21 protein-coding genes and 1 pseudogene are annotated in these 20,653 nt (G+C 72.4%); 18 read left to right on the plus strand and 4 right to left on the minus strand.

From position 1 onward, the window contains the following. The first annotated feature begins 36 nt into the window (after positions 1–36). The 6 genes from ACXAHD_RS18510 to ACXAHD_RS18535 all read left to right on the plus strand — a co-directional run bounded on the left by ACXAHD_RS18510 (position 37) and on the right by ACXAHD_RS18535 (position 4,447). Positions 37–1,050, plus strand: a complete 1,014-nt coding sequence (locus ACXAHD_RS18510; RefSeq protein ID WP_475052006.1) for a hypothetical protein — start codon at positions 37–39, stop codon at positions 1,048–1,050. A gap of 129 nt (positions 1,051–1,179) precedes the next feature. Next, positions 1,180–1,992 (plus strand): LmeA family phospholipid-binding protein, encoded by an 813-nt coding sequence (locus ACXAHD_RS18515; protein ID WP_281553000.1) that lies wholly within the window; start codon positions 1,180–1,182, stop codon positions 1,990–1,992. A gap of 118 nt (positions 1,993–2,110) precedes the next feature. After that, a complete protein-coding gene (locus tag ACXAHD_RS18520; RefSeq protein ID WP_416552081.1) occupies positions 2,111–2,206 on the plus strand; it encodes an Ms5788A family Cys-rich leader peptide in 96 nt (31 codons plus the stop codon). A gap of 222 nt (positions 2,207–2,428) precedes the next feature. Further along, positions 2,429–3,277 carry a sulfurtransferase gene (locus tag ACXAHD_RS18525; protein ID WP_281553001.1) on the plus strand — a complete coding sequence of 283 codons (849 nt, stop codon included), beginning with the start codon at positions 2,429–2,431 and terminating at the stop codon, positions 3,275–3,277. A 2-nt stretch (positions 3,278–3,279) separates the two neighbouring features. Continuing rightward, the gene (locus ACXAHD_RS18530; RefSeq protein WP_281553002.1) at positions 3,280–3,621 is read left to right on the plus strand and encodes a DUF1416 domain-containing protein; all 342 of its coding nucleotides are present in this window, start codon (positions 3,280–3,282) and stop codon (positions 3,619–3,621) included. A 358-nt stretch (positions 3,622–3,979) separates the two neighbouring features. Beyond that, positions 3,980–4,447: a lamin tail domain-containing protein gene (locus ACXAHD_RS18535; protein ID WP_281553003.1), complete on the plus strand. Its 468-nt coding sequence runs from the start codon at positions 3,980–3,982 to the stop codon at positions 4,445–4,447. 105 nt (positions 4,448–4,552) lie between these two features. Here ACXAHD_RS18535 and ACXAHD_RS18540 read toward each other — a convergent pair whose 3' ends face one another. After that, positions 4,553–8,995, minus strand: a complete 4,443-nt coding sequence (locus tag ACXAHD_RS18540) for a S8 family serine peptidase (protein WP_475052010.1) — start codon at positions 8,993–8,995, stop codon at positions 4,553–4,555. A gap of 407 nt (positions 8,996–9,402) precedes the next feature. Here ACXAHD_RS18540 and ACXAHD_RS18545 point away from each other — a divergent pair. Both ACXAHD_RS18545 and ACXAHD_RS18550 read left to right on the plus strand, forming a co-directional pair. Beyond that, positions 9,403–9,888 (plus strand): annotated as a pseudogene (locus ACXAHD_RS18545) (winged helix-turn-helix domain-containing protein); the annotation flags it as partial. 263 nt (positions 9,889–10,151) lie between these two features. Continuing rightward, positions 10,152–11,132 (plus strand): hypothetical protein, encoded by a 981-nt coding sequence (locus tag ACXAHD_RS18550; protein WP_281567138.1) that lies wholly within the window; start codon positions 10,152–10,154, stop codon positions 11,130–11,132. 58 nt (positions 11,133–11,190) lie between these two features. Here the strand turns inward: ACXAHD_RS18550 and ACXAHD_RS18555 are convergent, their stop codons facing one another. Then, entirely contained in the window at positions 11,191–11,556 is a 366-nt protein-coding gene (locus tag ACXAHD_RS18555; RefSeq protein ID WP_281553005.1) for a DsrE family protein, read from the minus strand. A 25-nt stretch (positions 11,557–11,581) separates the two neighbouring features. On the opposite strand from ACXAHD_RS18555, the gene mtfM reads away from it, so the two are divergent. The 5 genes from mtfM to ACXAHD_RS18580 all read left to right on the plus strand — a co-directional run bounded on the left by mtfM (position 11,582) and on the right by ACXAHD_RS18580 (position 14,927). Then, on the plus strand, positions 11,582–11,686 hold the full coding sequence (gene mtfM / locus ACXAHD_RS18560) for a small membrane protein MtfM (RefSeq protein ID WP_278171721.1): 105 nt from the start codon (positions 11,582–11,584) through the stop codon (positions 11,684–11,686). Between the two features lie 15 nt (positions 11,687–11,701). Continuing rightward, a complete protein-coding gene (locus ACXAHD_RS18565; protein ID WP_475051981.1) occupies positions 11,702–12,331 on the plus strand; it encodes a heme-binding beta-barrel domain-containing protein in 630 nt (209 codons plus the stop codon). Between the two features lie 75 nt (positions 12,332–12,406). Beyond that, positions 12,407–12,829: a Fur family transcriptional regulator gene (locus tag ACXAHD_RS18570; protein ID WP_281553007.1), complete on the plus strand. Its 423-nt coding sequence runs from the start codon at positions 12,407–12,409 to the stop codon at positions 12,827–12,829. Then, positions 12,826–13,917 carry a CAF17-like 4Fe-4S cluster assembly/insertion protein YgfZ gene (gene ygfZ, locus ACXAHD_RS18575; RefSeq protein WP_475051985.1) on the plus strand — a complete coding sequence of 364 codons (1,092 nt, stop codon included), beginning with the start codon at positions 12,826–12,828 and terminating at the stop codon, positions 13,915–13,917. Before ACXAHD_RS18570 ends, ygfZ begins: the two co-directional genes overlap by 4 nt. 53 nt (positions 13,918–13,970) lie before the next feature. Continuing rightward, positions 13,971–14,927: an asparaginase gene (locus ACXAHD_RS18580; protein ID WP_281555400.1), complete on the plus strand. Its 957-nt coding sequence runs from the start codon at positions 13,971–13,973 to the stop codon at positions 14,925–14,927. Between the two features lie 43 nt (positions 14,928–14,970). Here ACXAHD_RS18580 and ACXAHD_RS18585 read toward each other — a convergent pair whose 3' ends face one another. Beyond that, a complete protein-coding gene (locus tag ACXAHD_RS18585; protein WP_475051987.1) occupies positions 14,971–15,780 on the minus strand; it encodes an alpha/beta fold hydrolase in 810 nt (269 codons plus the stop codon). 142 nt (positions 15,781–15,922) lie between these two features. Here ACXAHD_RS18585 and ACXAHD_RS18590 point away from each other — a divergent pair, with 142 nt between their 5' ends. From ACXAHD_RS18590 to ACXAHD_RS18605, 4 genes are all read left to right on the plus strand, one after another. After that, complete coding sequence (locus ACXAHD_RS18590; RefSeq protein WP_281553009.1) at positions 15,923–16,516, plus strand: helix-turn-helix domain-containing protein; 594 nt, start codon at positions 15,923–15,925, stop codon at positions 16,514–16,516. After that, the gene (locus tag ACXAHD_RS18595; RefSeq protein WP_281553010.1) at positions 16,513–16,974 is read left to right on the plus strand and encodes a hypothetical protein; all 462 of its coding nucleotides are present in this window, start codon (positions 16,513–16,515) and stop codon (positions 16,972–16,974) included. Before ACXAHD_RS18590 ends, ACXAHD_RS18595 begins: the two co-directional genes overlap by 4 nt. 77 nt (positions 16,975–17,051) lie before the next feature. Continuing rightward, positions 17,052–17,360 (plus strand): DUF2516 family protein, encoded by a 309-nt coding sequence (locus tag ACXAHD_RS18600; RefSeq protein WP_123605844.1) that lies wholly within the window; start codon positions 17,052–17,054, stop codon positions 17,358–17,360. Then, positions 17,357–18,250, plus strand: a complete 894-nt coding sequence (locus tag ACXAHD_RS18605; protein WP_475051991.1) for an alpha/beta fold hydrolase — start codon at positions 17,357–17,359, stop codon at positions 18,248–18,250. The genes ACXAHD_RS18600 and ACXAHD_RS18605 overlap by 4 nt, the downstream gene beginning before the upstream one ends. A gap of 47 nt (positions 18,251–18,297) precedes the next feature. Here ACXAHD_RS18605 and ACXAHD_RS18610 read toward each other — a convergent pair whose 3' ends face one another. Further along, entirely contained in the window at positions 18,298–19,590 is a 1,293-nt protein-coding gene (locus ACXAHD_RS18610; RefSeq protein ID WP_475051993.1) for an NAD(P)-binding domain-containing protein, read from the minus strand. A 265-nt stretch (positions 19,591–19,855) separates the two neighbouring features. Here ACXAHD_RS18610 and ACXAHD_RS18615 point away from each other — a divergent pair, with 265 nt between their 5' ends. Continuing rightward, a complete protein-coding gene (locus tag ACXAHD_RS18615) occupies positions 19,856–20,632 on the plus strand; it encodes an EI24 domain-containing protein (protein ID WP_475051996.1) in 777 nt (258 codons plus the stop codon). The last annotated feature ends 21 nt before the right edge of the window (positions 20,633–20,653 follow it).

The following is a 20,653-nucleotide window of genomic DNA, read 5'->3' on the forward strand; positions in this document are numbered from 1 at the left end:
ATCTACACCAGGATAAGCTTTTCGGCAGCGTCGGGTTTGTATAACAGCCAGTCCCCGGGTCTGGGTCCGGCCCCGGGTCACGCGCCCGCTCCCGGTGGTGCGGCCGCTGTGGGTGGCGAGGCCACCGGCCCGTCGGGCGCGGCGGACAGCCGGCCGGCGGACCGGCCGGACCGCACCGGGGAGCAGGAAACCGTCAGCAGCCGGTCCACGTCGGCGCCGGTGCCGGTCAGCCGGACCATCTCGCTCACCGTGGCCGGGTTCTCCGTGCTGCTGGCCCTGGGGCTGATCTTCGGTGGGCAGACCGCCGGGCCAGGGCTGGCCCGGACCCCGTTCACCATCGTCGTCTTCGGCGTACAACTGCTCTTCGTGATCTCCTGGACGTTGGCGATCCGGCCACCGGCGATGCCGGTCATCGGCGGGGTGGGCCTGCTGGCCGCGGCCGTCGCCGACATCGGAGCGTTGCTGCCGACCGTCGCCTCGCTGGCCCCGGTCGGGTACGCGGCGGCAGGCGGCTTCGTCGTCGCGGTCCTCGCCCAGCTGATCCGGCCGGCCGACCGCACCAGGGTCACCGAGTCGCTCGGCGCCACGTTGCAGATCGTCGTCGGAGTGGTCGCCTTCGCCACGCTGATCGTGCTCAGCCGGCTGCAGCTCGGTGGCACCCAGACCATCGTGGTGGCGCTGGCCGGCACCGGCATCGCGCTGATGACCGCCCGGCTCACCGACGCGGTGGTGTCCCGGCCGCGGCTCGCCCCGCAGGTGCCCCGGGGCGCCACCGGCGTGGTGCTCGGTGCCATGGTGGGCACGCTGGCCAGCGCAGTGCTCGGCATCTACGTGGTCGGCTTCACCCCGGTCACTGCGGCCCTGGTCGGCCTGGTCGCCGCCAGTGCGGCGGTCCTGGTCGACCTCGCCACCGGCTACGCCGAGGCCAGCCGGCAGATGGCCGGGGATCCGCCGACGATGTGGGTGGCCCGGCACATGCAGGGTCCGCTCGGCGGGTTCGCCCTCGCCGCGCCGCTGTCCTACGCCCTCGGTGTGCTGATCTTCAACTGAGTCACCGGGTCGGTCAGGTCACCGGGTCGGTCAGGTGAGGTACCTGACCGGTCGGGCCGGTGCCGGATGAGCCGTACTCAGGTTGGGTAGATACGGTACGGCGCATCCGTCCGCAGCCGAGGAGGCACCGTGTCGACCTATCCGGCGTACCAGGAGGAACCGGTCCACCGGTCGCGTTCCCAGCGGCAACCAGGCCGACGAGCCCGCCGGCTACTGACCGTCGTCGCCGTGCTGCTGCTCGTCCTGGCGCTGGTCCTGGTCGTCGCCGACCGGGTCGCCGTCGCGTACGCCGAACGGGCGGTCGCCGACCAGATCCGCCAGCAGGTGGCCGGTCAGAACATCGAGTCCTCCGAGCCGGAGGTCTCGATCGGCGGGTTCCCGTTCCTCAGCCAGGTCGCGACCGGCCGCTACCAGTCAGTCTCGATCGTGCTGCGCGACGTGTCGGCGGCGGTCAACGGCAACAGCGTGCGGCTGCCCACCCTCGACGTCGACGCGCGGGGCGTACAGGCGCCGTTGGAGACGCTGCGCACCGGCCAGGGTGAGGTCATCGCGGAGACCGTGCAGGGGACCGCCACGGTCTCCTACGACAGCATCGTGCAGCTGATCGACCAGCCCGGCGTGGAGTTGTCCGAACAGGATGGACGGCTCGGCGTCACCGCCCCGGTGGACATCCTCGGTCAGCAGGTCACCCTGACCGGCACCGCGGACCTGGAGGTCGCTCCGGGCGAGGTGCTGCTGCGCTTCGACGAACTCGCCGCCGAAGGGCTGCCCGGCGACGAGGCGGCCCGCGGGTTCGTTGAGGCCTACGCCCAGCAATTGTCCATCGCGGTGCCGCTGCCCGCCCTGCCGTTCCAGCTCGACCTGCAGGAGGTGGCCGTGACCCCGGCCGGCCTGGCCGTCACCGCCACCGCCACCGACGTGCCGCTGAGCGCACTCGGCTGACCATCTCCGGCGGACCGGCGTTGCGGACCGGCGTGGCGGACCCGGCTGCAGGGTGGCGCAGGTCTCAGCGCCCGGATGTCCCATTGCGTGGTCGGATCGGTGACCGTCCGGAAACAGGCTGGTAAGCTTCGGCCCCATGGGGAAGTTCCTCACTAAGCGGCGCGCGGTCGACCTGTGCCGTGTGGCCACCTGCCTGTGTCGCCCGGTCCTCTGACGGCGGGCTGACCCGGCGGGCTGTCGTCGACCCTTTCTGTGGTCGGTGACCAGCGCCGAAGAATTCTCACCATCGCCCGGCAGCGGCGCCGTCGCACGTCCGTGATCCGTCCTCCAGGGTCCCGCACAGGTGCGACACCTGCGGCGTGGACTCGCCACCGATCCGCTTCCTCCGCACCGGCGGCCCGCCGGGCCAGGGGGAGACCAACCAGGGAGTGATCTGATGAGTCGCGACACCGCACTCGTTTCGGCCGACTGGGCCGAGAAGAACCTCGACGCCCCGGGCGTCGTCTTCGTCGAGGTCGACGAGGACACCTCCGCGTACGACGGTGGGCACATCGCCGGCGCGGTCAAGATCGACTGGAAGACCGACCTGCAGGACCCGGTACGCCGCGACTTCATCAACAAGTCGCAGTTCGAGGCGCTGCTGTCCGAGCGGGGCATCGGCAACGACGACGTCGTGGTCCTCTACGGCGGCAACAACAACTGGTTCGCGGCGTACGCGTACTGGTACTTCAAGCTGTACGGCCACCGCGACGTCAAGCTGCTCGACGGCGGCCGCAAGAAGTGGGAGCTGGACGCCCGCCCGATGACCACCGAGGTGGTCGCCCGCCCGGCCACCCAGTACGTCGCCCAGGAGCCGGACAGCTCCATCCGGGCATTCCGTGACGAGGTGGTGGCCGCGATCGGCACCCAGAACCTGGTCGACGTCCGCTCGCCCGACGAGTTCGCCGGCCGGCTGCTCGCCCCCGCCCACCTGCCGCAGGAGCAGGCGCAGCGGGCCGGGCACATTCCGACCGCGGTCAACGTGCCGTGGTCCAAGGCGGCCAACGAGGACGGCACCTTCAAGTCCGACGACGAGCTGCGCGCCCTGTACGCCGAGGCCGGCCTCGAGGACGGCAAGGACACCATCGCGTACTGCCGGATCGGCGAGCGTTCCTCGCACACCTGGTTCGTGCTCAAGGAGCTGCTCGGGCACTCCAACGTGAAGAACTACGACGGGTCCTGGACCGAGTACGGCTCGCTGATCGGCGTGCCGGTTGTGCTCGGCGACGAGCCCGGAAAGGCGTGACGATGACCGCTGCGACCACACCGAACGCCCCGACCGCGGCGGGCTGCGCCGCCCCGGACCAGGCGGCACCGCTGCCGGCCAGCGTCGACCTGGCCAAGGAGACCGTGATCACCGGGACCGTGCGGTCGGCCGGCGGCGAGGCCGTGGCCGGCGCGTACGTGCGGCTGCTGGACGCCACCGGCGAGTTCACCGCCGAGGTGGTCACCTCGCCGGCCGGCCAGTTCCGGTTCTTCGCCGCACCGGGCAGCTGGACCCTGCGGGCCCTGTCCCGGCACGGCAACGGCGACACCCCGGTGACCGCCGCCCAGGGAGTCAACGAGGTCTCGGTGACCGTCGGCAGCTGACGCCCGGCCCGACCCGACGACAGGCCGCCGCCCCGGAGTTTTCCCGGGGCGGCGGCCTGTCGGCTTCGTGACCGACATTGGCGGCGGATCACCCGTCGCCGGTTCCCGCTGTCGCCCTGTGGACAGCGGAAACGGCCGACCGACGGCGTCACCCTGGTCGCTCCGGCCGGTGGCCACACCGACAAGGCACCAGCGCCCGACGGGACGGCGCGGCAGTACGAACTGACTTGATGACGTCACTCTCTGGTGAATTGGGCGGCCCGTCACCCACAATTCTTCGTGGCGGTAGCGGGCGTACGGCGAATCGGGTTTCGGTTCTTCCGATGCCTGCGAAAATTGCTCATCCCATGGGGGAATCATGCGAAAGACTGTCGGTGTCCTGACTGCGGCGATGCTCGGGCTGGTCACCTCGATGACCATCGCCGCACCTGCGAGTGCTGCACCCAGCCTGCGGGTGCACAGCGTCCAGTACCACCCGAACGGCGTCAACGACGGCAGTGGGACGTTCGCCAACCGGGAATGGCTGCAACTGGTCAACCGGGGTAAGGAAGCGGTCAACCTGCGGGGCTACACGGTGCACAACAAGAATGGCCGGACTTACCGGTTCGGCGACGTCGTCATTCCTGGAAAAGGCGGCCGGGTATGGCTGCGTTCCGGTGCCGGCGACGACACCGCACGGACCGTGTACTGGAACACGGCTGGTTTCGTGTGGGATGTCGAAGGTGACAAGGCATTCCTGCGGAACCGCAAGGGCCACGCCGTGCACACCTGCTCGTGGTCGTATGTGAAGGGCCGGGACTGGGTGCGATGCCCGGTCAACCCGTGACGATTCCGGGTTGACCGCCGGCGGGTGCCGGGCCAGAGCTGGGCTGGCCCGGCACCCGTTCTCACCATCGGTCAGACACGCCGTCGGTCGACCCGGTCACCCGGGTCAGATCCCGCCGAGGCGGGCCGGGCAGGGATCGACCGGTTCGAGCACGCTGTCGACCGTGGTGACGATCCCGGCCGGCAGCCGTTCCTGCCGGGCCTGCGGCACCCAGCCGTCCTTCGCGGAGATGATCTCGTACTGCCCGCGTGGCAGCCAGTACGCGTACCCGCCATCGGCACCGGTGCGCAGCGTGTAGCCGGTGCCCGGATCGGTCAGCGAGTTCAGCCGGATCGTCGCCCCGGCTACTCCGACCTCGACCCCGGCGCAGCTGACCCCGGTGACGGTGCCCTGTACCTTCGCCCAGGAGGCCGGCGGCGAGACGTTCATCTGCACGTCCACCTGGCCGACCGGGTACGGGGTGTCGGACCGCAACCCGAGGGTCGCCGCGTACCGGCCGGGCTGGTCCACGCCGGCCTCGGCGGTCGCCGCCAGCGTGACGGTGACCGTCCGGGAGGCACCAGGGGCAAGGGTGAAGCTGCCAGGGTCGGTGACCAGCCACGGCAGGTCGGCCGCGGCGTCGCACAGCTCCAGCCCGGCGAGCACCTCCACCTGCGCCGAACCGACGAACGAGCTCGGCGATCCGCCGACCTTGTACGCCCCGCAGGCACCGGCGCCCCGGTACCGGGCGAACTCGGTGTTCGGCAGGTCACGCCAGACCCCGGCGGCCGGGTCGAAGCCGACCGTACGGTTCGTCACCGTGGTGGACGCCCCGGTCACCCCGCCGGCGATCACCAGCAGGCCACCGGCCGCCGCGTACTGCCCGCCCCACAGGTCCAACGGCAGGTCCGGCAACGGGCTCCAGGCGTCGGTGGCCGGGTCGTAGGCGTACGTCGACCGGTACTCGACGGCGCCGGCGCCGCCGGCGCAGTACGCCAGCTCACCGATCCCGCCACAGGCCAACCAGGACGCGGCAACCGGATAGTCGGCCCGGGACCGGAACGTGCCGGTGCCGGTGTCGAACGCCAGCACCGTACGCGAGTCGGTGCAGGTGCCGTCGATGCAGCCGCCGATCAGATAGATCGTGCCGCCGATGACGGCGGACCCGGCCGCGGCCCGCGGCGCGGGGCTGGTCACCCCGGACAGCGTGGCCCACGTCCCGGTCGCCGGGTCGAACACGTCGACGCTCGCCACCGGAGTCCCACCGGCACCCCATCCGCCGAACAGGTACAGCTTGCCGCCGGCCGCGGCGAGCACCGGCTTGCTGCGGGCCGTCGGCAGGTCGGGCAGGGCGCTCCAGACGTCGGTGACCGGGTCGTAGACCCAGGCGTCCCGCTCGGTGCCGGTGGTGCTGCCCCCGCCGACCGAGTAGACCTTGCCGTCGAGCGTGGCGGCCGCGTTGTCGAAGACCGCCGTCGGGTGGTCCGGGGCCCGCGTCCAGGCATCGGCGGCCGTCCCGGCCGCGGCTCCGGCCGCCTCCGTCGCGGCGGTGATCCGGGTCGGCGCGGCACCGGCCGGGGCGCCGTACGCCGGACCCTGCCAGGCCCTGCTGATTCCCTTGACCTTGTGTTCGGCCAGCGGGGCACCGTCGCCGACCAGCAGGCTGAACCCACCGTCGCCGGTCAGCATCTCGACCTCGGCCGGCGCGCTGCCGGTGTTGGTCACCGTCACCTTGGCCTTGCGGGTGCTGCCGTACGGCTGGTGGGACACGACCGGGCTGGTCGGGCTGATCGCCAACCGGCCGGCCTTGACCGAGAAGTCGGCCCGGCGGGCCCGGTCGGCGACCACCGTCACCGTCCGACTCCGCACCTGGTACGGCGCTCGCGTCGCGGTGAACTCCTGCTCGCCGACCAGTGGAGAGAAGAGCTGGTAGAAGCCGTCGGGCAGGGCCGGGTCGTCCGGCGTGGCAGCGGAGACCGCCCGTACCGTCGGGTCGGTGGCGCTGGTCACCGTGACGCCGTTCAGCGCGGCCCCGGTGTTGTGGTCGGTGGTGTTGCCGACCAGCAGGCCACCGGGCAGCGGAGTGCAGCTGCGGTCGACCACCTCGACGTCGTCGACCTGCCACCACCAGGCGTAGCTGCCCTGGAAGCGGAACCGGATCAGCACTTCGTCGGCACCGGCCACCGAGGTCAGCGGGATCTCCTCGGTGCGCGGCCCGCGTCGGCTGGTGGTGTACCGCCAGACGTTGGTCCAGCTGGCGCCGCCGTCGACCGAGACACCGATCTCGGCGCTGTCGCTGAGCCCCACCGCCCGCCAGTCGCTGGCGAACCGCAGGTAGGGCGCGTCCGCGCCGGACAGGTCCAGCATCGGGGTGACCAGGTCGGTGTCCTGGACCTCACCGACGCCGAGCGCGTCACTGTCGATGTTGGCGAAGCCGCCGTCACCGCCGGTCAGGTTGCCCCGCGAGCCGATGTCGGAGAACTCCCAACCGCCGCCGTCGGTGCGGTTGACCACCGACCAGCCGTCCGGGGTGTCGGCGGTCGGGAAGCTCTCGGCGAGCAGCGGGTCGCCGAAGCTGGCCACGTACCCGGGGGTCACGCACTCGGCGGTGACCGGCACCGCCAGGTGCACGGTGCGGTCGGTGTCGCCGGCCGGCACCTCCACCCGGGTCGGCTGGTATCCGGCGAGCGTCGCCGTGGCGACCAGCGTCACGGCGGTGCCGCCGGGCACGGTCAGCGTGTAGCGGCCGGACGCCGGGTCGGTGTAGGTGACGGTCTCCGGCCGTCCGTCGACCTCGACCCGGGCGTAGAGCGGCCAGCCGTGGCCGGCCGCGTCGGTGACCCGGCCGCTGAGCGTGACCAGGGTGGTGGCGGCCAGGTCGAAGTCCTGCTCGACGGTGCCGTCCTCGGCGACCGTGACCGTGGCGCTGTCCGGCTGGTAGCCGAACGCGCTGGCGGTGACGGTGTACTCACCGGTCGGCAGGGTCAGCGAGTAGCCGCCGTCGGTGCCGGTGGTGACGCTGCGGTCGCCGGCGGCGACGGTGGCCCCGGGCAGCGGGTCGCCGTCGCCGGTGACCACGCCGGTCACCCGGCCGGCGGGTCCGCGCGGGGCGGCCTCGACGGCGGCGTACGCGTCGAGCCGACCCTCACCGAAGTTGTTGTTGTTGGCTGCGGTCCCGCCGCAGCTGGTGTCGTCGGTGTCGATCGCGGTGCCGTCCAGCAGGGCCCGGGTGGCGGCGATGTCGCCGTGCAGGGTCGGTGCCGCCGACCAGGCCAGCGCGACTGTGGCGGCGACGTGCGGGGAGGCCATCGAGGTGCCGCTGTACGCCGCGTACCCGCCACCGGGGATGCTGGAGCGGACCGCGGTGCCGGGCGCGGCGATGTTCGGCTTGACCGATCCGTCGACCAACGAGGCGCCCCGGCTGGACCGGGCGGCGATCCGGTGGTTGACGTCGTAGTTGCCGGTTGCGTACGCCTGCGGGTAGTCGCCGGGGGAGCTGGCGGTGCCGCAGCCCGGTCCCTCATTGCCGATGGCGAAGGCCGGGAAGATGCCGGCGGCGATCCAGGCGTCGACGGTCTGCCGGTACCACGGGTCGGCCTGTCCGCCGCCCCACGAGTTGTTGACCACGTCGGGGCGCAGCTCCGGCCGGGGGTTCGCGCCCGAGGTGTCGGTCGGGGCGAGCACCCACTGGCCGGCGGCCAGCAGCGACGCGTCGGAGCAGTTGGTGACCTCGCAGCCCTTGGCAGCGATCCAGCGGGCACCGGGTGCCACCCCGGTCTGGTTGTCGCCGCCGTCGTCGCCGGTCATGGTGCCGGTGACGTGGGTGCCGTGACCGTTGTTGTCACAGGGGGTCCCGGTCGGGCAGATGCCGGTCGGGTCGAACCAGTTGTAGTCGTGGTCGTAGCCGCCGGCGCCGGCTCCCCGGTAGCTGGCGGCCAGGGCCGGGTGGTCGAACTCGACGCCGCTGTCGATGGTGGCCACGACGATCCCGTCGCCGCTGGTGCCGAATTCGGACCAGACCTGTGGCGCCCGGACGTCGTCGATGTTCCACTCGACGGCGGTGGTGCCGGCGTCGTCGCCGACCGGCGGCACCGGTTCGGCTGGTTCCGGGGTGAGCAGCGGGTAGCTGCGAGCTGGTTCGAGCTGCTGCACCTCGGGCAGGGCGGCGATCCGGTCGGCCAGGTCCCGGTCGCCGGTGACCCGGACCGCGTTGGCGATCCAGTACGCAGTGTAGTCAGCCTTCCGCCCGTCGAGCAGTTTGCGCAGGCTCTGCTGGCTGCGCCGGGCGGTGGTGGTCAGCTCGTGGTGTACGGCCTCGGCCCGGGCGTCGGCGCGCCGGTCACCGGTCGGCAGCCCGGCGCTGGCGGCGTCGGCCGCACCGGACAGGTCGGCGCGGTCGCGCAGGTAGACCATGAAGTCGATGGTGCCGTCGCGGTCCAGTTCGGCGGCGAGCTCGGCGCTGATCGGCGCGGTGGCCGACCCGTCGGCCGGGCCGGCACCGGGTGCGGCGGTCGCGGCGGCGGGTTGGGCGGTCACCGCGAGCAGGGTGATCAGCCCGGCGGTGAATATCCGGTGCAGCAGCCGGCCCTGGCCGCCGTGGACGCGGCGGCGGGCGGTGCTGCGGTCACTATGGTGTCGTCCGGTTCGGCGGCGGGGCAGGTCGACCACGCGGTCCCCCCATGCTCGTAGGCGGTCCGTACTCGCCGGACCGCGGGATCAGCGGACCGGAAAGCCCGAAATCCGCCCAAGTCGCGTGCGGGCAGTGCTCTACGGATAGTTTTCGCACGGCGGCTACGAGTCATGCTTTAGTGGGCGACGTTGGTGATCAATGGGGTCTGTTGGGCAGTTTTCAGGCAGTACCCGGGCAACATGTGGTCGAGCGTCGGGCCGCGGTGGTATCGGTGACTGTCGCTGTTGACTCCGGCGACTAAACGGCGTTGTCTGATGACACGCAGCAACCTGGGGAGGAGCGCGCGGTGGTCAACGGTGAGGTGCCACTGGTCGTGTGTGTCACCGCTGACGTAGCCGTCCGTGAGCGCGTCGTGAGACGCCTCGACGACTGCGGCACGGTAGTCATCTGTACTGATCTGGCCGAGTTACGGGCGATGCTGTTTCCGCCCGTACCGGCGGAAGAACCGGAACCGGCGGCGCCGGTCGTGCTCGGCGACCTCGTCGTCGACGTGCCCGGCCATCTCGTCACCTGGCGGGGTGAGCCGTTGGCGCTGACCCGGCTGGAGCGGGAGTTGCTGGCCCGGCTGGCCACCCCACCGGTGGTGGTCTGGACCTACGAACGGCTCTTCGGCTCGGTCTGGGGCGGGGCCTATCTCGGCGACACGGCCATCCTGCACTCGGCCGTGAAACGGCTGCGCCGCAAGTTGCGCGGCGCCGGCGGCGGCCTGGAGATCCAGACCGTACGGGGCGTCGGCTACCGGCTCGCGTCGAGCGCGCCGGACAACTTCGGCGCTCTGGCGGCGACGGGACCGGACCGGGTCGGGTACCAGCGGGACGACGTGGCCGGCGACGGCGCGGTCCGTGACTATGTGGCGGTCCGTGACGACGTGGCGGCTCGCGACGAACTGGTCCACGAGGATGCGGTACCGGACGAGCCCGGCTGGGACGGGTCGGATCGGGAGCTGCCGGAGCAGCGGATCGGCAGGCCGGTCGAGGTCGGCTGCTGACGGCTGCCGGGCCGGCCGCCCTGGCCGGTACCTGGCACCATGGCCGGGTGACTGACGACCCGCCCGCGACCCCGGCCGTCCCGCCGGCACACCCGGCAGCAGCAGCCCCGCCGCCGTCGTCGTCGGGACCGTCATCTGCTGAGGTGCCGTCATCTGCCGCCATGCCGCCGAGCGCCGCTGGTCAGGGCCCGGTGCGTCGGTGGTGGCGGTGGTCGCTGGCGGCCGCCGCAGTCGCCTGGAGCGTGCTGCTGTTCGGCCTGGCCGTGCAGTCCCAGCGGGACGACAGCCCGACCGTCCGCGAGCAGCGCGACATTGGACAGGCGCGGCCAGTCGCCGACCGGGCGGCGATCGACCTGACCGCTGCGGTCGGCGACGCCGGCGTGGTGGTGCTGGCCGAGGAACAGATCAGCGCCGGCTGCCGGATCACGCCGATGCGCCCCGGCGCCGAACTGACCCGGGTGCTCACCGCCTACACGGCGCCCGACTCCGGCCCGGCGTTGCTCGACCGGATCGCCCACCGGCTCCCGGCCAGCTACGCCGCGATAGCCCGGCACGACGCCGCCACCGGCCGGTCGCGGCTAGGTGCCGACGCCGGTGATTTCGTCGCGGTCCGCGGCGAACTGATCCGCGCCGGCGTGGTGCAGTTGCGGATCAGCACCGGCTGCCGACCGGCCTCCGACGGGTCCCGGCCCGCGCCCGCCGACCCCCGGCCGGGCGCCATCGTCGGCCCGACCCCGCGCAGCCACGCCGAAGTGCTGACGGGCGCCTTCGGGGTGGCCGACGTACGGGCCGCATCGTCGGTGGAACTGCCCTGTCCCGACGGAGACGGACAGCTCAGCAGCTACGCGCTGACTGCGGCCAGCACCGCGGAGTCCGACGAGTGGGCGTCGCTCGGCTTCACCATGCCGCGCGCCACCGTGGTCTCCGATCAGGCACCGCTGTTCATCCACCGGTACGGCAGCAAGGGCACCGTGGTGCGGCTCGACGGCGACGACGTCTGGATCGCCGCCACCGACTTCACCTGCTGATCCCGTCGTCCAACCGCTGATCCGTCGTCGGCTGCCGACCCGGCCGCTAGACACCCGGTCAGTAGACGAGGGCCTGGACGCCGTCGGCCATGATCTCTTCGACAAAGACCGCCGCCCCGGCGATCCGTACCCCCGGCAGCACATCGTCCGGGCCGAACCCACGGCGGGCCGCGCACTGCGTACAGACCGTCACCCGACCACCACCGGCCAGCACCGCGTCCAGCAGGTCGGGCAGCGGAGCCGAATGCGGCAGGTCGAACTCGGCTGCCCGGCCGGGCAGCCCGAGCCACGCCGACTCACCGGTCAGCCAGAGGGAGACCTCGACGCCGGCCGCGGCGGCGGTGCCCGCTACGGTGAACGCCTGGGCGCACCGCTCCGGCTCGTCCGAGCCGGCGGTCGCCTTCACGACGAGAGTGCGAGCCATGCGGCCAGCATAGGATGGCCTTGTCATGGTTACCGAGATCGGGTTCGTCAGCCTGCTGGTGGCAGGCTTCGGCGCGCTCGCCGGTGGCCTGGTCTACCTCGCGGTCCGCATCTGCCGTGGACGCTGGTGAGAAAGCGGAGGATCGATGAGCGCGAGCAGCGCGTCCGGAGCGGGACAGCCGAGCACCGAGGAGAACCCGGTCCGGCCGCCATGGCTGGACGCCCCGCCGGTCGACCCGTACCCGTTCGAGGAGAGCCACGACCTGCGGGTCGGCCCGAAGCTGCACCCGGCGTTGAACGCGCTGCTGCCGTACATCGGGGTGTGGCGTGGGCGGGGGCGCGGCGGCTACCCGACGATTGAGGACTTCGACTACGCGCAGGAGATCCAGATCAGCCACGACGGCCGGCCGTTCCTGCGGTACGAGTCGCGGGCCTGGCTGCTCGACGAGCAGTCCCGCCCGGTGCGCCCGGCCGGCCGTGAACTCGGCTGGTGGCGGGCGGTGACCGACGCCGACGGCCGGGCCACCGGTGAGCTGGAGGCGACGATGATGACCCCGACCGGGGTGATGGAGCTCTACCTGGGTCGGGTCACCGGGGTGCGGGTCGAGTTGGCCACCGACGCTGTGGTGCGTACCGGTACCGCCAAGGAGGTCACCGGTGGCCACCGGCTGTTCGGCATCGTGGAGGGGGCGCTGCTGTACGCCCAGGAAATGGCCGCCGTCGGTCAGCCGCTGTCCCCGCACCTGTCCGCCCGGCTGATCCGGGTCGGCGGCTGATCCAGATCGGCTCCGGAGACAGGTCGGTCACGGAGACAGGTCGGCCACGGAGACGGCGGCGATAGGATGGCGACGGTGGCTGAATCTTCCCTGGCAGAAATGCTGCGCTCGCGCGGGCTACGGCTGACCGCGCAGCGTCAGCTGATCCTGGAAGCGGTGCACGAGTTGGGACACGCCACCCCGGAGCAGGTGCTCAACGCGGTGCGCGAGGTCGCCGCCGGGGTCAACATCACCACCATCTACCGCACTCTGGAGCTGTTCGAAGAGCTGGGCCTGGTCACCCACACCCACCTGTCGCACGGTTCGCCGACGTTCCACTCCGTCGGCGAGGACCAGCACGTCCACCTGGTCTGCCGGTCCTGCAAGTCGGTCTCGGAGATGGACCCGGCGCTGGCCGAGCCGCTGATCACCGCGCTCGCCGAACAGCGCGGCTTCCAGGTGGACATCGGCCACATGGCGTTGTTCGGCACCTGCGAGCGGTGCGGAGGAAGACAGTGATCGACATACCCGGCGCGGTGGACATCGCCGACGTGGCCACCGGATCCCCCGACGCCGGGGTCGCCGCCCACTACGGCGACCCGATGCGCGAGCAGCGCCGGCTCGCCACCGAGGTCGGCCTGGTCGACCGGAGCAACCGGGGAGTGCTGGCGGTGCCCGGGGCCGAACGGATCGGCTGGCTGCACACCCTGACCACCCAGCATCTGGCGACGCTGCGCGCCGGTCAGGGCACCGAGCTGCTGGTGCTCTCCCCACACGGCCACGTGGAGCAGCACGCGATGGTCGCCGAGGACGGCACCACCACCTGGCTGGACACCGAGCCGCAGATGGCCGGCGAGCTGCTGACGTACCTGCTGAAAATGCGGTTCTTCACCCAGGTCGACCCAGCGGAGGTGACCGCCGACTGGGCGGTGCTGTCGCTGGTCGGCCCGGCCGCGGTCGACGCGGCGGCGGCGCTGGGCGTGACCGGGCTGGCCGACCCGGACCTGCTGCCGGTGCCCGCGTCGAAGTTCGCCGCCGGGTCGATCCCCGACCGGCCCACCGTGCTCTACCCGGTGGCCGCGCTGCCGACCGACGGGCCGTACCGGGGTGGCTGGGCCCGCCGGGTGCCACTCGGCGTCGACCTGCTGGTACCCCGGGCCGCGACGGCACAACTGGTGGCCGAGGCGAGTGCGGCCGGTGCAGCCCCGGCCGGGCTGTGGGCGTACGAGGCAATGCGGGTCGCCTCGCGTACCCCCCGGGTCGGTCTGGAGACCGACCACCGGGCGATCCCCGCGGAGGTCGGCCTGCTCGGACCGGCGGTCCACCTCGACAAGGGCTGCTACCGGGGGCAGGAGACGGTGGCCCGGGTGCACAACCTGGGCCGGCCACCGCGCCGGCTGGTGCTGCTGCACCTCGACGGGGTGACCAGCGATACCCCGCCGGACGCCGGCACCCCGCTGACCCTGGAGGGCCGGACGGTCGGCTTCGTCGGCACCGCGCTGCGCCACCACGAGCTCGGCATGGTCGCTCTGGCGGTGGTGAAACGCAACGTGCCGGACGACGCCGATCTGCGTGCCGGTGAGTTCACCGCCGCGATCGAGCCCTGAGCCGGGATGTCGCAGAGTTGACCAGGTACGCCGGCGGGGTGCCGCTGGTCGAGATGGCCCGCTCCGGTTTCGTGGAGAGCCGGCATCACGGCTCACTGGTGGTGCTGGCCGCTGACGGCGGACTGCGGGAGCGGTTCGGCGACGTGGAGTCGCCGGTGTTCCCCCGGTCGGCGAACAAGCCGTTGCAGGCGATCGGCATGCTGTGGGCAGGGCTGCGGCTGGCCGATCCAGCCGACCTGGCGCTGGTCTGTGCCAGCCACAGTGGCGAAGACTTCCACCTGGCCCGGGTGGCCGCGCTGCTGCGTACCGCCGGGCTCACCGAGGCGGCGCTGCGCTGCCCGCCGGAGCTGCCGGTCGGCGCGGCCGCCGCAGCCGACGTGCTGCGAGCCGGTGGCGGGCCGAGTCGGCTGCAGATGAACTGCTCCGGCAAGCACGCCGGGATGCTGCTGACCTGCCGGGCGGCCGGTTGGCCGGTGGAGGAGTACTGGCATCCGGAGCATCCGTTGCAGGAACGGATCCGGGCCGCCGTCGAGGAGTACGCCGGTGAGCCGGCCGCCGCCGTCGGGGTGGACGGCTGCGGCGCGCCGGTGCTGGCGCTGTCGCTGACCGCGGTGGCGCGGGCGTTCCTGCGGCTGGTGCACGGCCTCGCCGGGTCGGTGGAGCGGACCGTGGCGGACGCGATGCGGGCGTACCCGGAGCTGGTGGCCGGCACCGGACGGGCCGACACCCGACTGATGCGGGCCGTGCCCGGGCTGCTGGCCAAGGTCGGTGCGGAGGGTGTGCTGGCGGTGGCGGTGCCCGGCGTCGGGGCGATCGCGGTGAAGATCGACGACGGCGCGCAGCGGGCGACGGTGCCGCCGGTGGTCGCCGCGCTGCGTCGGCTCGGCGTCGGCACTGGCGCCGACGCCGAAGGCCTGGATCCGACGGCTCTGGCCGAACTCGGTGAGCCGCCGGTGCTCGGTGGCGGCCAGCCGGTCGGCACGCTGCGCGCCCTGTGCCGGCCCTCCTGACGAGACTGGCCGGCGGACGAGTTGGCTATCGTACGGTGATCGGCTATCGCACGGTGTCGGCGAGGAACTCGCGCAGCGCGGCGTCGACCGGCCCGGGGCACTCCAGCGGCAGCAGGTGGGCCGCGTCGGGCACGTCCGGCAGCCGCTGGGCGGTCGGGATGCCGGTGCTGATCAGGTCGGCCAGGGCAAGGATGTCCGGCACGTCGAGCGCACCGGCGCCGACCAGCACCGGCACGCCGATCTCACCGAGCCGGCGGGCCGCCGGTGGATCGAGTTCGCGGTGGGTGACGTCGCCGAGCGCGGCTTCGGCGGCGAGCGCCCGACGGTCCATTTCGCGGGCGAAGGCGATCAGCTCCGGGTCGACGTCGGCGGGCTGCCGGTGCGGGCCGACGACCCAGAACCGCACCTCGGCGTCGGCCATCGCGTCCAGATCCTCCGGGTCCACCGCGCCGACCAGGTCGTCCCAGAGCTGTTCGGTGGCGTCGGACCAGTCGTGGCCGCCCAGGGCGGACCCGAACAGGGCGAGGGCGGTGACCTGGTCGGGGTGGGCGATGGCGACGTCGATGGCGACCGCGCCGCCGAACGAACAGCCGACCAGCGCGGCGCGGGCGACTCCGAGCGCGTCCAACAGGCCGATCACGTCGTCGTGGTGGGCGAACGCGGTGGCCGGCAGGTCGGACTCGCCGTACCCGCGCAGATCCATGGCGATCACCCGGTGCCGGTCACGAAGCGCGGCGACCTGCGCCCGCCACATCCGGCGGTCGGCGATGCCGGCGTGGATCAGCAGTACGGGTGGCCCGGTGCCGACGTCGTCGTAGCTGATCGTTGCGTTGCTTACCCGGATCGTCGTCATCGGCGGGCAGCCTAGCGACACGGGGCGGGTGGCCGCCAACGACTTTCTCGGCTGCTCCTGCGACGGTTCTTCCGGGTGACTCCGCTAACTTTCGTTAGCGTTTCGCTAGCAGTTGCAAGCAGATCGGGGCTACCGTCGAGACATGGCCACACCGAAGGACCTGCCCCGCGACATCGGGGGCTTCATCCGGGACCTGCGGCACAACGCCCGCATCTCGCTGCGGCAGCTCGCCGAGCAGGCCGGCGTCAGCAACCCGTACCTCAGTCAGGTGGAGCGCGGCCTGCGCAAACCGAGCGCGGAGGTGCTCCAGCAGTTGGCCAGCGCGCTGCGGGTCTCCACGCCGGTGATGTACCTGCGGGCCGGGCTGCTCGACGACAAGGACGGCCAGGGCGTGCTTGCCGCGATCGCTTCGGACCCCGACCTCACCATGGCGCAGAAGCAGTCGCTGAGCCAGATCTACGAGACGTTCCGCCGGGAGAACGCCCGGCACGCCGGACCGGACACCGACGCGGACACAGCTACCGCCGCCGAAGCCGCCGAAGAAGTTGAGGAGCAGACCCTGCAGTCGGTCGCCGTCACCGAGGCCGGGGCCGCACCTGGCCCGGCGGGCGAGGACCCGCCGCCGACCGCGCCGACCAGGACCACTTCCCGGCAGAAGACCACCCCCCGGCGTCGTACGCCCCGGGCCGGGGAAACCGAGCAGGCCGCCGCAGCGGCCGAGGAGGAGCAACGATGAGCCAGCCGAAGACCAAGCGGATCCCAGCACCTCTGTACGCCGTCGCCGGCGCCGGTGACCTGGCCTACCAGCAGCTGCGCAAGCTACCGGTGGCCGTCACCCAGCTGACCGGCAAGGCCACCCTCGGCACCGTCGGCCTGCGGGAGAAGGCCGCCCAGGGCACGGCCGAGCTGCGTGAGCGGGCCAACACCGGTGCCGACCTGGAGCGCCTGCGGGCGATCGCGGTGCGCAACCGCGACGCGGTGCTCGCCGGTGCCCAGTCGGCCGGGCAGCGGGCCGTGGCGATCTACGGCACGCTGGTGGCGCACGGCGAGCGGGTCGTCGGCACCGGGGTGGTCCGGGCCGCCGACACCGTCAATGCCGACATGGCGACCACCGAGGCTCCAGCCCAGGTCACCGCGGCACCGGAAGCCGACTCGACCGAGCCGGCCAAGCCCACCCAGGCCAAGGCCGAGTAGTTCCGGCGGGTCCGGGTGATCCGCGGGCCCCGGATGCAGGTGGCACCCGTCCGGGGCCCGCGGCATAAGCTTTGGGCATGGACTCTGCCGCGCCGCTGTTCTATGCCGACGTCCGGTACATCCTCGACCTGGCGCTGTTCGTGTTCGCCCTCGTCGTGCAGGCGGTCGCGCTGGTGCACTGCGTCACCCAGAAAGGCGAGGCGTTCCCGGCGATCGGCACCCTGCCGAAAGGCGCGTGGCTGGCCATCCTCGGCGTCTGCCTGCTGCTCACCCTGCTGTTCCAGGTCAGCCTGTTCGGCCTGATCGGCATTGCCGCCGGGCTGATCTACCTGCTCGACGTGCGGGTCGGGCTGCGGGACATCGCCGACGGCCGAGGCTCCTGGTGAGAGATTTCCGTTGGCCACCGCCGCCGGACGGCGGGCCGCGGACCTACGGGCCCGGCCCGTCCGGTCCCCGTACCGGCCGACCCGCGCTGCCTGAGCCGGAGACCGAAGTGATCACCACGCCGCACGGCGTGGAGCTGGAACGGCTGGTCACCGGGTCCGGTGAGCCGACCACCGTCTTCGCACACGGTATAGCGCACGGGATCGCCACCACCCGGCCGTTGGGCAGCGGAGTCGTCGGGCGCAAGGTGTTCTTCCAGTTCCGGGGGCACGGCCGGTCCGCCGCGCCGGCCGGCCCGTGGGGCTACCCCGATCTGGCCCGGGACCTGCGAGCCGTGGCCGATCTGACCGGTGCCGGCCGGGCGGTCGGGATGAGCCTCGGTGCCGGGGCGTTGGCCCGGTTGCTGATCGACAGCCCGCAGCGGTTCGACCGGGCGGTGTTCTTCCTACCGTCGGCCTTCGACACGGCCCGGCCGACCTCGGCCCGCCAGCGGGTCGCCGAACTGGTCACCGCGGTCAACGACAGCGACGTCTCCGGGGTGGCGGAGCTGATCGCGGCGGAGACCCCGGTGCCGGTACGCAACACCCCGGCCGCGTGGGCGTACCTGCGTACCAGGATCGACCAGCTGCTGCGCGACGGCCTCGCAGCCGAACTGGTCGACCTGGCCGACGCAGTGCCGGTGCCCGACCCGGCGGCGCTCGCCGCGGTCACCGCCCGGGTCCTGGTGATCGGCTGCGTCGGCGACGACCTGCACCCGGCCGAGACCGCCGAGCGGTTGGCCGCCGCCATCCCGGGCGCTGCCCTGCACGTCTACGACCGCCCCGGTGTGCTCTGGAACCAGCGCACCGATCTGCGGCAGCGGGTCTCCGGCTTTCTCAACGAGCCGACCTGATCAGCGACGGGCGCCACGGCGCCCGTCGCTGATCAGGTCGACGACGGTCAACCGCAGCAGCCGCCGGAAGCGGAGGCTGCGGATGGCGTGGTGGACGGGTCGCTGGGCGTCACCGAGCAGACGCCGGTCTCCGGCAGATCCAGCTGTACGTCCCGGGCGGCGGTCCAGTCACCGGCCAGCGCCGCCGTGACCGAGCGGACCTGCTCGTAGCCGGTGGCCAGCAGGAACGTCGGTGCCCGGCCGTAGCTTTTCATGCCGACGACGTAGTACCCCGGCTCCGGCTGGGTGAGCTCGTCCACCCCGTGCGGCGGGACGGTGCCACAGGAATGCTCGTTCGGGTCGATCAGCGGGGCCAGCATCCGGGCGCAGCCCAGCGCCGGGTCCAGGTCCAGTCGTAGCTCGTCGGCGATCCGGTGGTCGGGGCGGAACCCGGTGGCCGACACGATCCGGTCGGCGGCCAGCGTCCGGCCGTCGGTTGCGATCAGTTCGGCCCGGCCGCTGGCGGTGGCGCGTACGGTGTGCACGCCGAATCCGCTGACCAGCTCGACTCGGCCGGAGTCGAGCAGCAACCGCAGTCCGGTGCCCAACTTGCCGCGGCCAGGCAGAGCGTCGGCATCGCCGCCGCCCAACGCCCGGTCGATGGTCGCGCCCCGGGTGACCCAGCTGACCTGGGTGCCCGGCTCCTGAGCAGCCAGCTCGGCGAGGGCCAGCAGGGTGTTGGCGGCGGAGTGGCCGGCACCGACGACCACGGTGTGCCGGCCGGTGTGGTCGGCCCGGTGGGCACCGAGCACGTCCGGCAGAGCGGTGCTGATCAAGTGGGCTGCCTGCGGCTCGCCGTGGGCGGGCAGCCCGTTGACGCCCAGGACGTTCGGCGTACCCCAGGTGCCGGAGGCGTCGATGACGGCACCGGCGCTGAGCTCCGTACCGTCGGCGAGCCGGACCACGAACGGTGCCTGCTCGCGGCCGTCGGTGCGGACCCGGTCGATGCCGGTGCGGCCCAGTGCGACGACCCGCGCGCCGTACCGGATCCGACCGGCCAAGTCGGGCAGCTTGGCCAGCGGTTCGAGGTAGTCGCCGACCAACTCGGCGCCGGTCGGCAGGTGCTCGGGATCGGGGGCGGCCCAGCCGGCGGCGTCGAGCAGCCGGCGGGCGGCGGTGTCGATGTTGTAACGCCAGGGGGAGAAGAGCTGAACGTGCCCCCACCTGCCGACCGCCGCGCCAGCGTTGCCACCAGCCTCCAGCAGGACCCAGGGCAGGCCGCGTTCGTGCAGGTGGGCGGCGGCGGCCAGGCCGACCGGTCCGGCCCCGATGACGACGGCCGGTTGCTCTTCGTTGATCATGGATCCCTCCGTGCTGGCGAGCGTTTGCAGTCTTGATGATCGTCGAATCAACCATACGATGCCCGCTGTTTCGACGATGGTCAAGTTTGACACTCGTCAAATCAGCTGGCTGGGTGATTCCATCTGGTCAGCGGTAACCTGCCACCCGTGGGTGTCACCAGTCACGGCCGTACCGACCGACTCGACCTGCACGACCCGACCCTGCGTGAGTGGCAGAGCAAAGGTCGGGCCAACCGCCGGGTACGGCTGCGCCTGGCCGGCTGAGATGATCCGCGCCTTCCTCGACGGTGTCCGGCTGTACCTGCGGGGCTTCGGCACCTACGCCCGCAACCCGAAGATGGTGCTGCTCGGGCTGATCCCGGCGGTGATCGCCGGGGTGCTGTTCGTGGCCGCGTTCGTCGGTTGGACAGCCGTCGTGGTCGACGTCGCCGGCTGGCTCACCCCGTTCGCCGACGACTGGTCGGCGGGCACCCGGGACGCGGTACGCGGTGCGGTCGCCGTCGCGTTGCTGGCCCTCGGTGGGCTGATCGGTGTACTCACCTTCACCGCCGTGACCCTGTTCATCGGGGATCCGTTCTACGAGAAGATTTCCGAACGGGTGGAGGAGCAGCATGGCGGGGTGCCGAACGGGGTCGACGTACCGTGGTGGCGGTCGCTGTGGCACAGCCTGCTCGACTCGGCCCGGCTGATCGCGTTTGGCATCGTCATCGGGATACCGCTGTTCCTCTGCGGGTTCATCCCGGTCGTCGGGCAGACCGTGGTGCCGGTGGTCGCCGCCCTGTTCGGCGGCTGGCGGCTCGCACTTGAGCTGGTCGGTTCCGCGTTCTACCGCCGTGGGCTGCGGCTGCCGGACCGGCGGGTGGCACTGCGCACCAACCGGCCGAAGGCGCTCGGCTTCGGGGTGGCGGTCTTCTGCTGCTGCCTGATCCCGTTCGGCGCGGTACTGGTCATGCCGGCGGCGGTGGCCGGCGCGACGCTGCTCGCCCGCCAGTCGCTCGACCAGCCCACCGACGGGCCACCGCAGCTTGCTCCGCCCGCTTAGTGGCTGGCGGCCTGTGCGGCG

The sequence above is a fragment of the Micromonospora sp. ABR4_055 genome (assembly GCF_056160425.1).

What these genes read in the sequence shown, in the direction of transcription:
- ACXAHD_RS18525 (WP_281553001.1), top strand. Translation starts at nt 2,429, where the DNA reads ATGAGTCGCGACACCGCACTCGTTTCGGCCGACTGGGCCGAGAAGAAC.
- ACXAHD_RS18530 (WP_281553002.1), top strand. Translation starts at nt 3,280, where the DNA reads ATGACCGCTGCGACCACACCGAACGCCCCGACCGCGGCGGGCTGCGCC.
- ACXAHD_RS18535 (WP_281553003.1), top strand. Translation starts at nt 3,980, where the DNA reads ATGCGAAAGACTGTCGGTGTCCTGACTGCGGCGATGCTCGGGCTGGTC.
- ACXAHD_RS18555 (WP_281553005.1), bottom strand. Translation starts at nt 11,556, where the DNA reads ATGGCTCGCACTCTCGTCGTGAAGGCGACCGCCGGCTCGGACGAGCCG.
- mtfM (WP_278171721.1), top strand. Translation starts at nt 11,582, where the DNA reads ATGGTTACCGAGATCGGGTTCGTCAGCCTGCTGGTGGCAGGCTTCGGC.
- ACXAHD_RS18565 (WP_475051981.1), top strand. Translation starts at nt 11,702, where the DNA reads ATGAGCGCGAGCAGCGCGTCCGGAGCGGGACAGCCGAGCACCGAGGAG.
- ACXAHD_RS18580 (WP_281555400.1), top strand. Translation starts at nt 13,971, where the DNA reads ATGGCCCGCTCCGGTTTCGTGGAGAGCCGGCATCACGGCTCACTGGTG.
- ACXAHD_RS18585 (WP_475051987.1), bottom strand. Translation starts at nt 15,780, where the DNA reads ATGACGACGATCCGGGTAAGCAACGCAACGATCAGCTACGACGACGTC.
- ACXAHD_RS18590 (WP_281553009.1), top strand. Translation starts at nt 15,923, where the DNA reads ATGGCCACACCGAAGGACCTGCCCCGCGACATCGGGGGCTTCATCCGG.
- ACXAHD_RS18595 (WP_281553010.1), top strand. Translation starts at nt 16,513, where the DNA reads ATGAGCCAGCCGAAGACCAAGCGGATCCCAGCACCTCTGTACGCCGTC.
- ACXAHD_RS18600 (WP_123605844.1), top strand. Translation starts at nt 17,052, where the DNA reads ATGGACTCTGCCGCGCCGCTGTTCTATGCCGACGTCCGGTACATCCTC.
- ACXAHD_RS18610 (WP_475051993.1), bottom strand. Translation starts at nt 19,590, where the DNA reads ATGATCAACGAAGAGCAACCGGCCGTCGTCATCGGGGCCGGACCGGTC.
- ACXAHD_RS18615 (WP_475051996.1), top strand. Translation starts at nt 19,856, where the DNA reads ATGATCCGCGCCTTCCTCGACGGTGTCCGGCTGTACCTGCGGGGCTTC.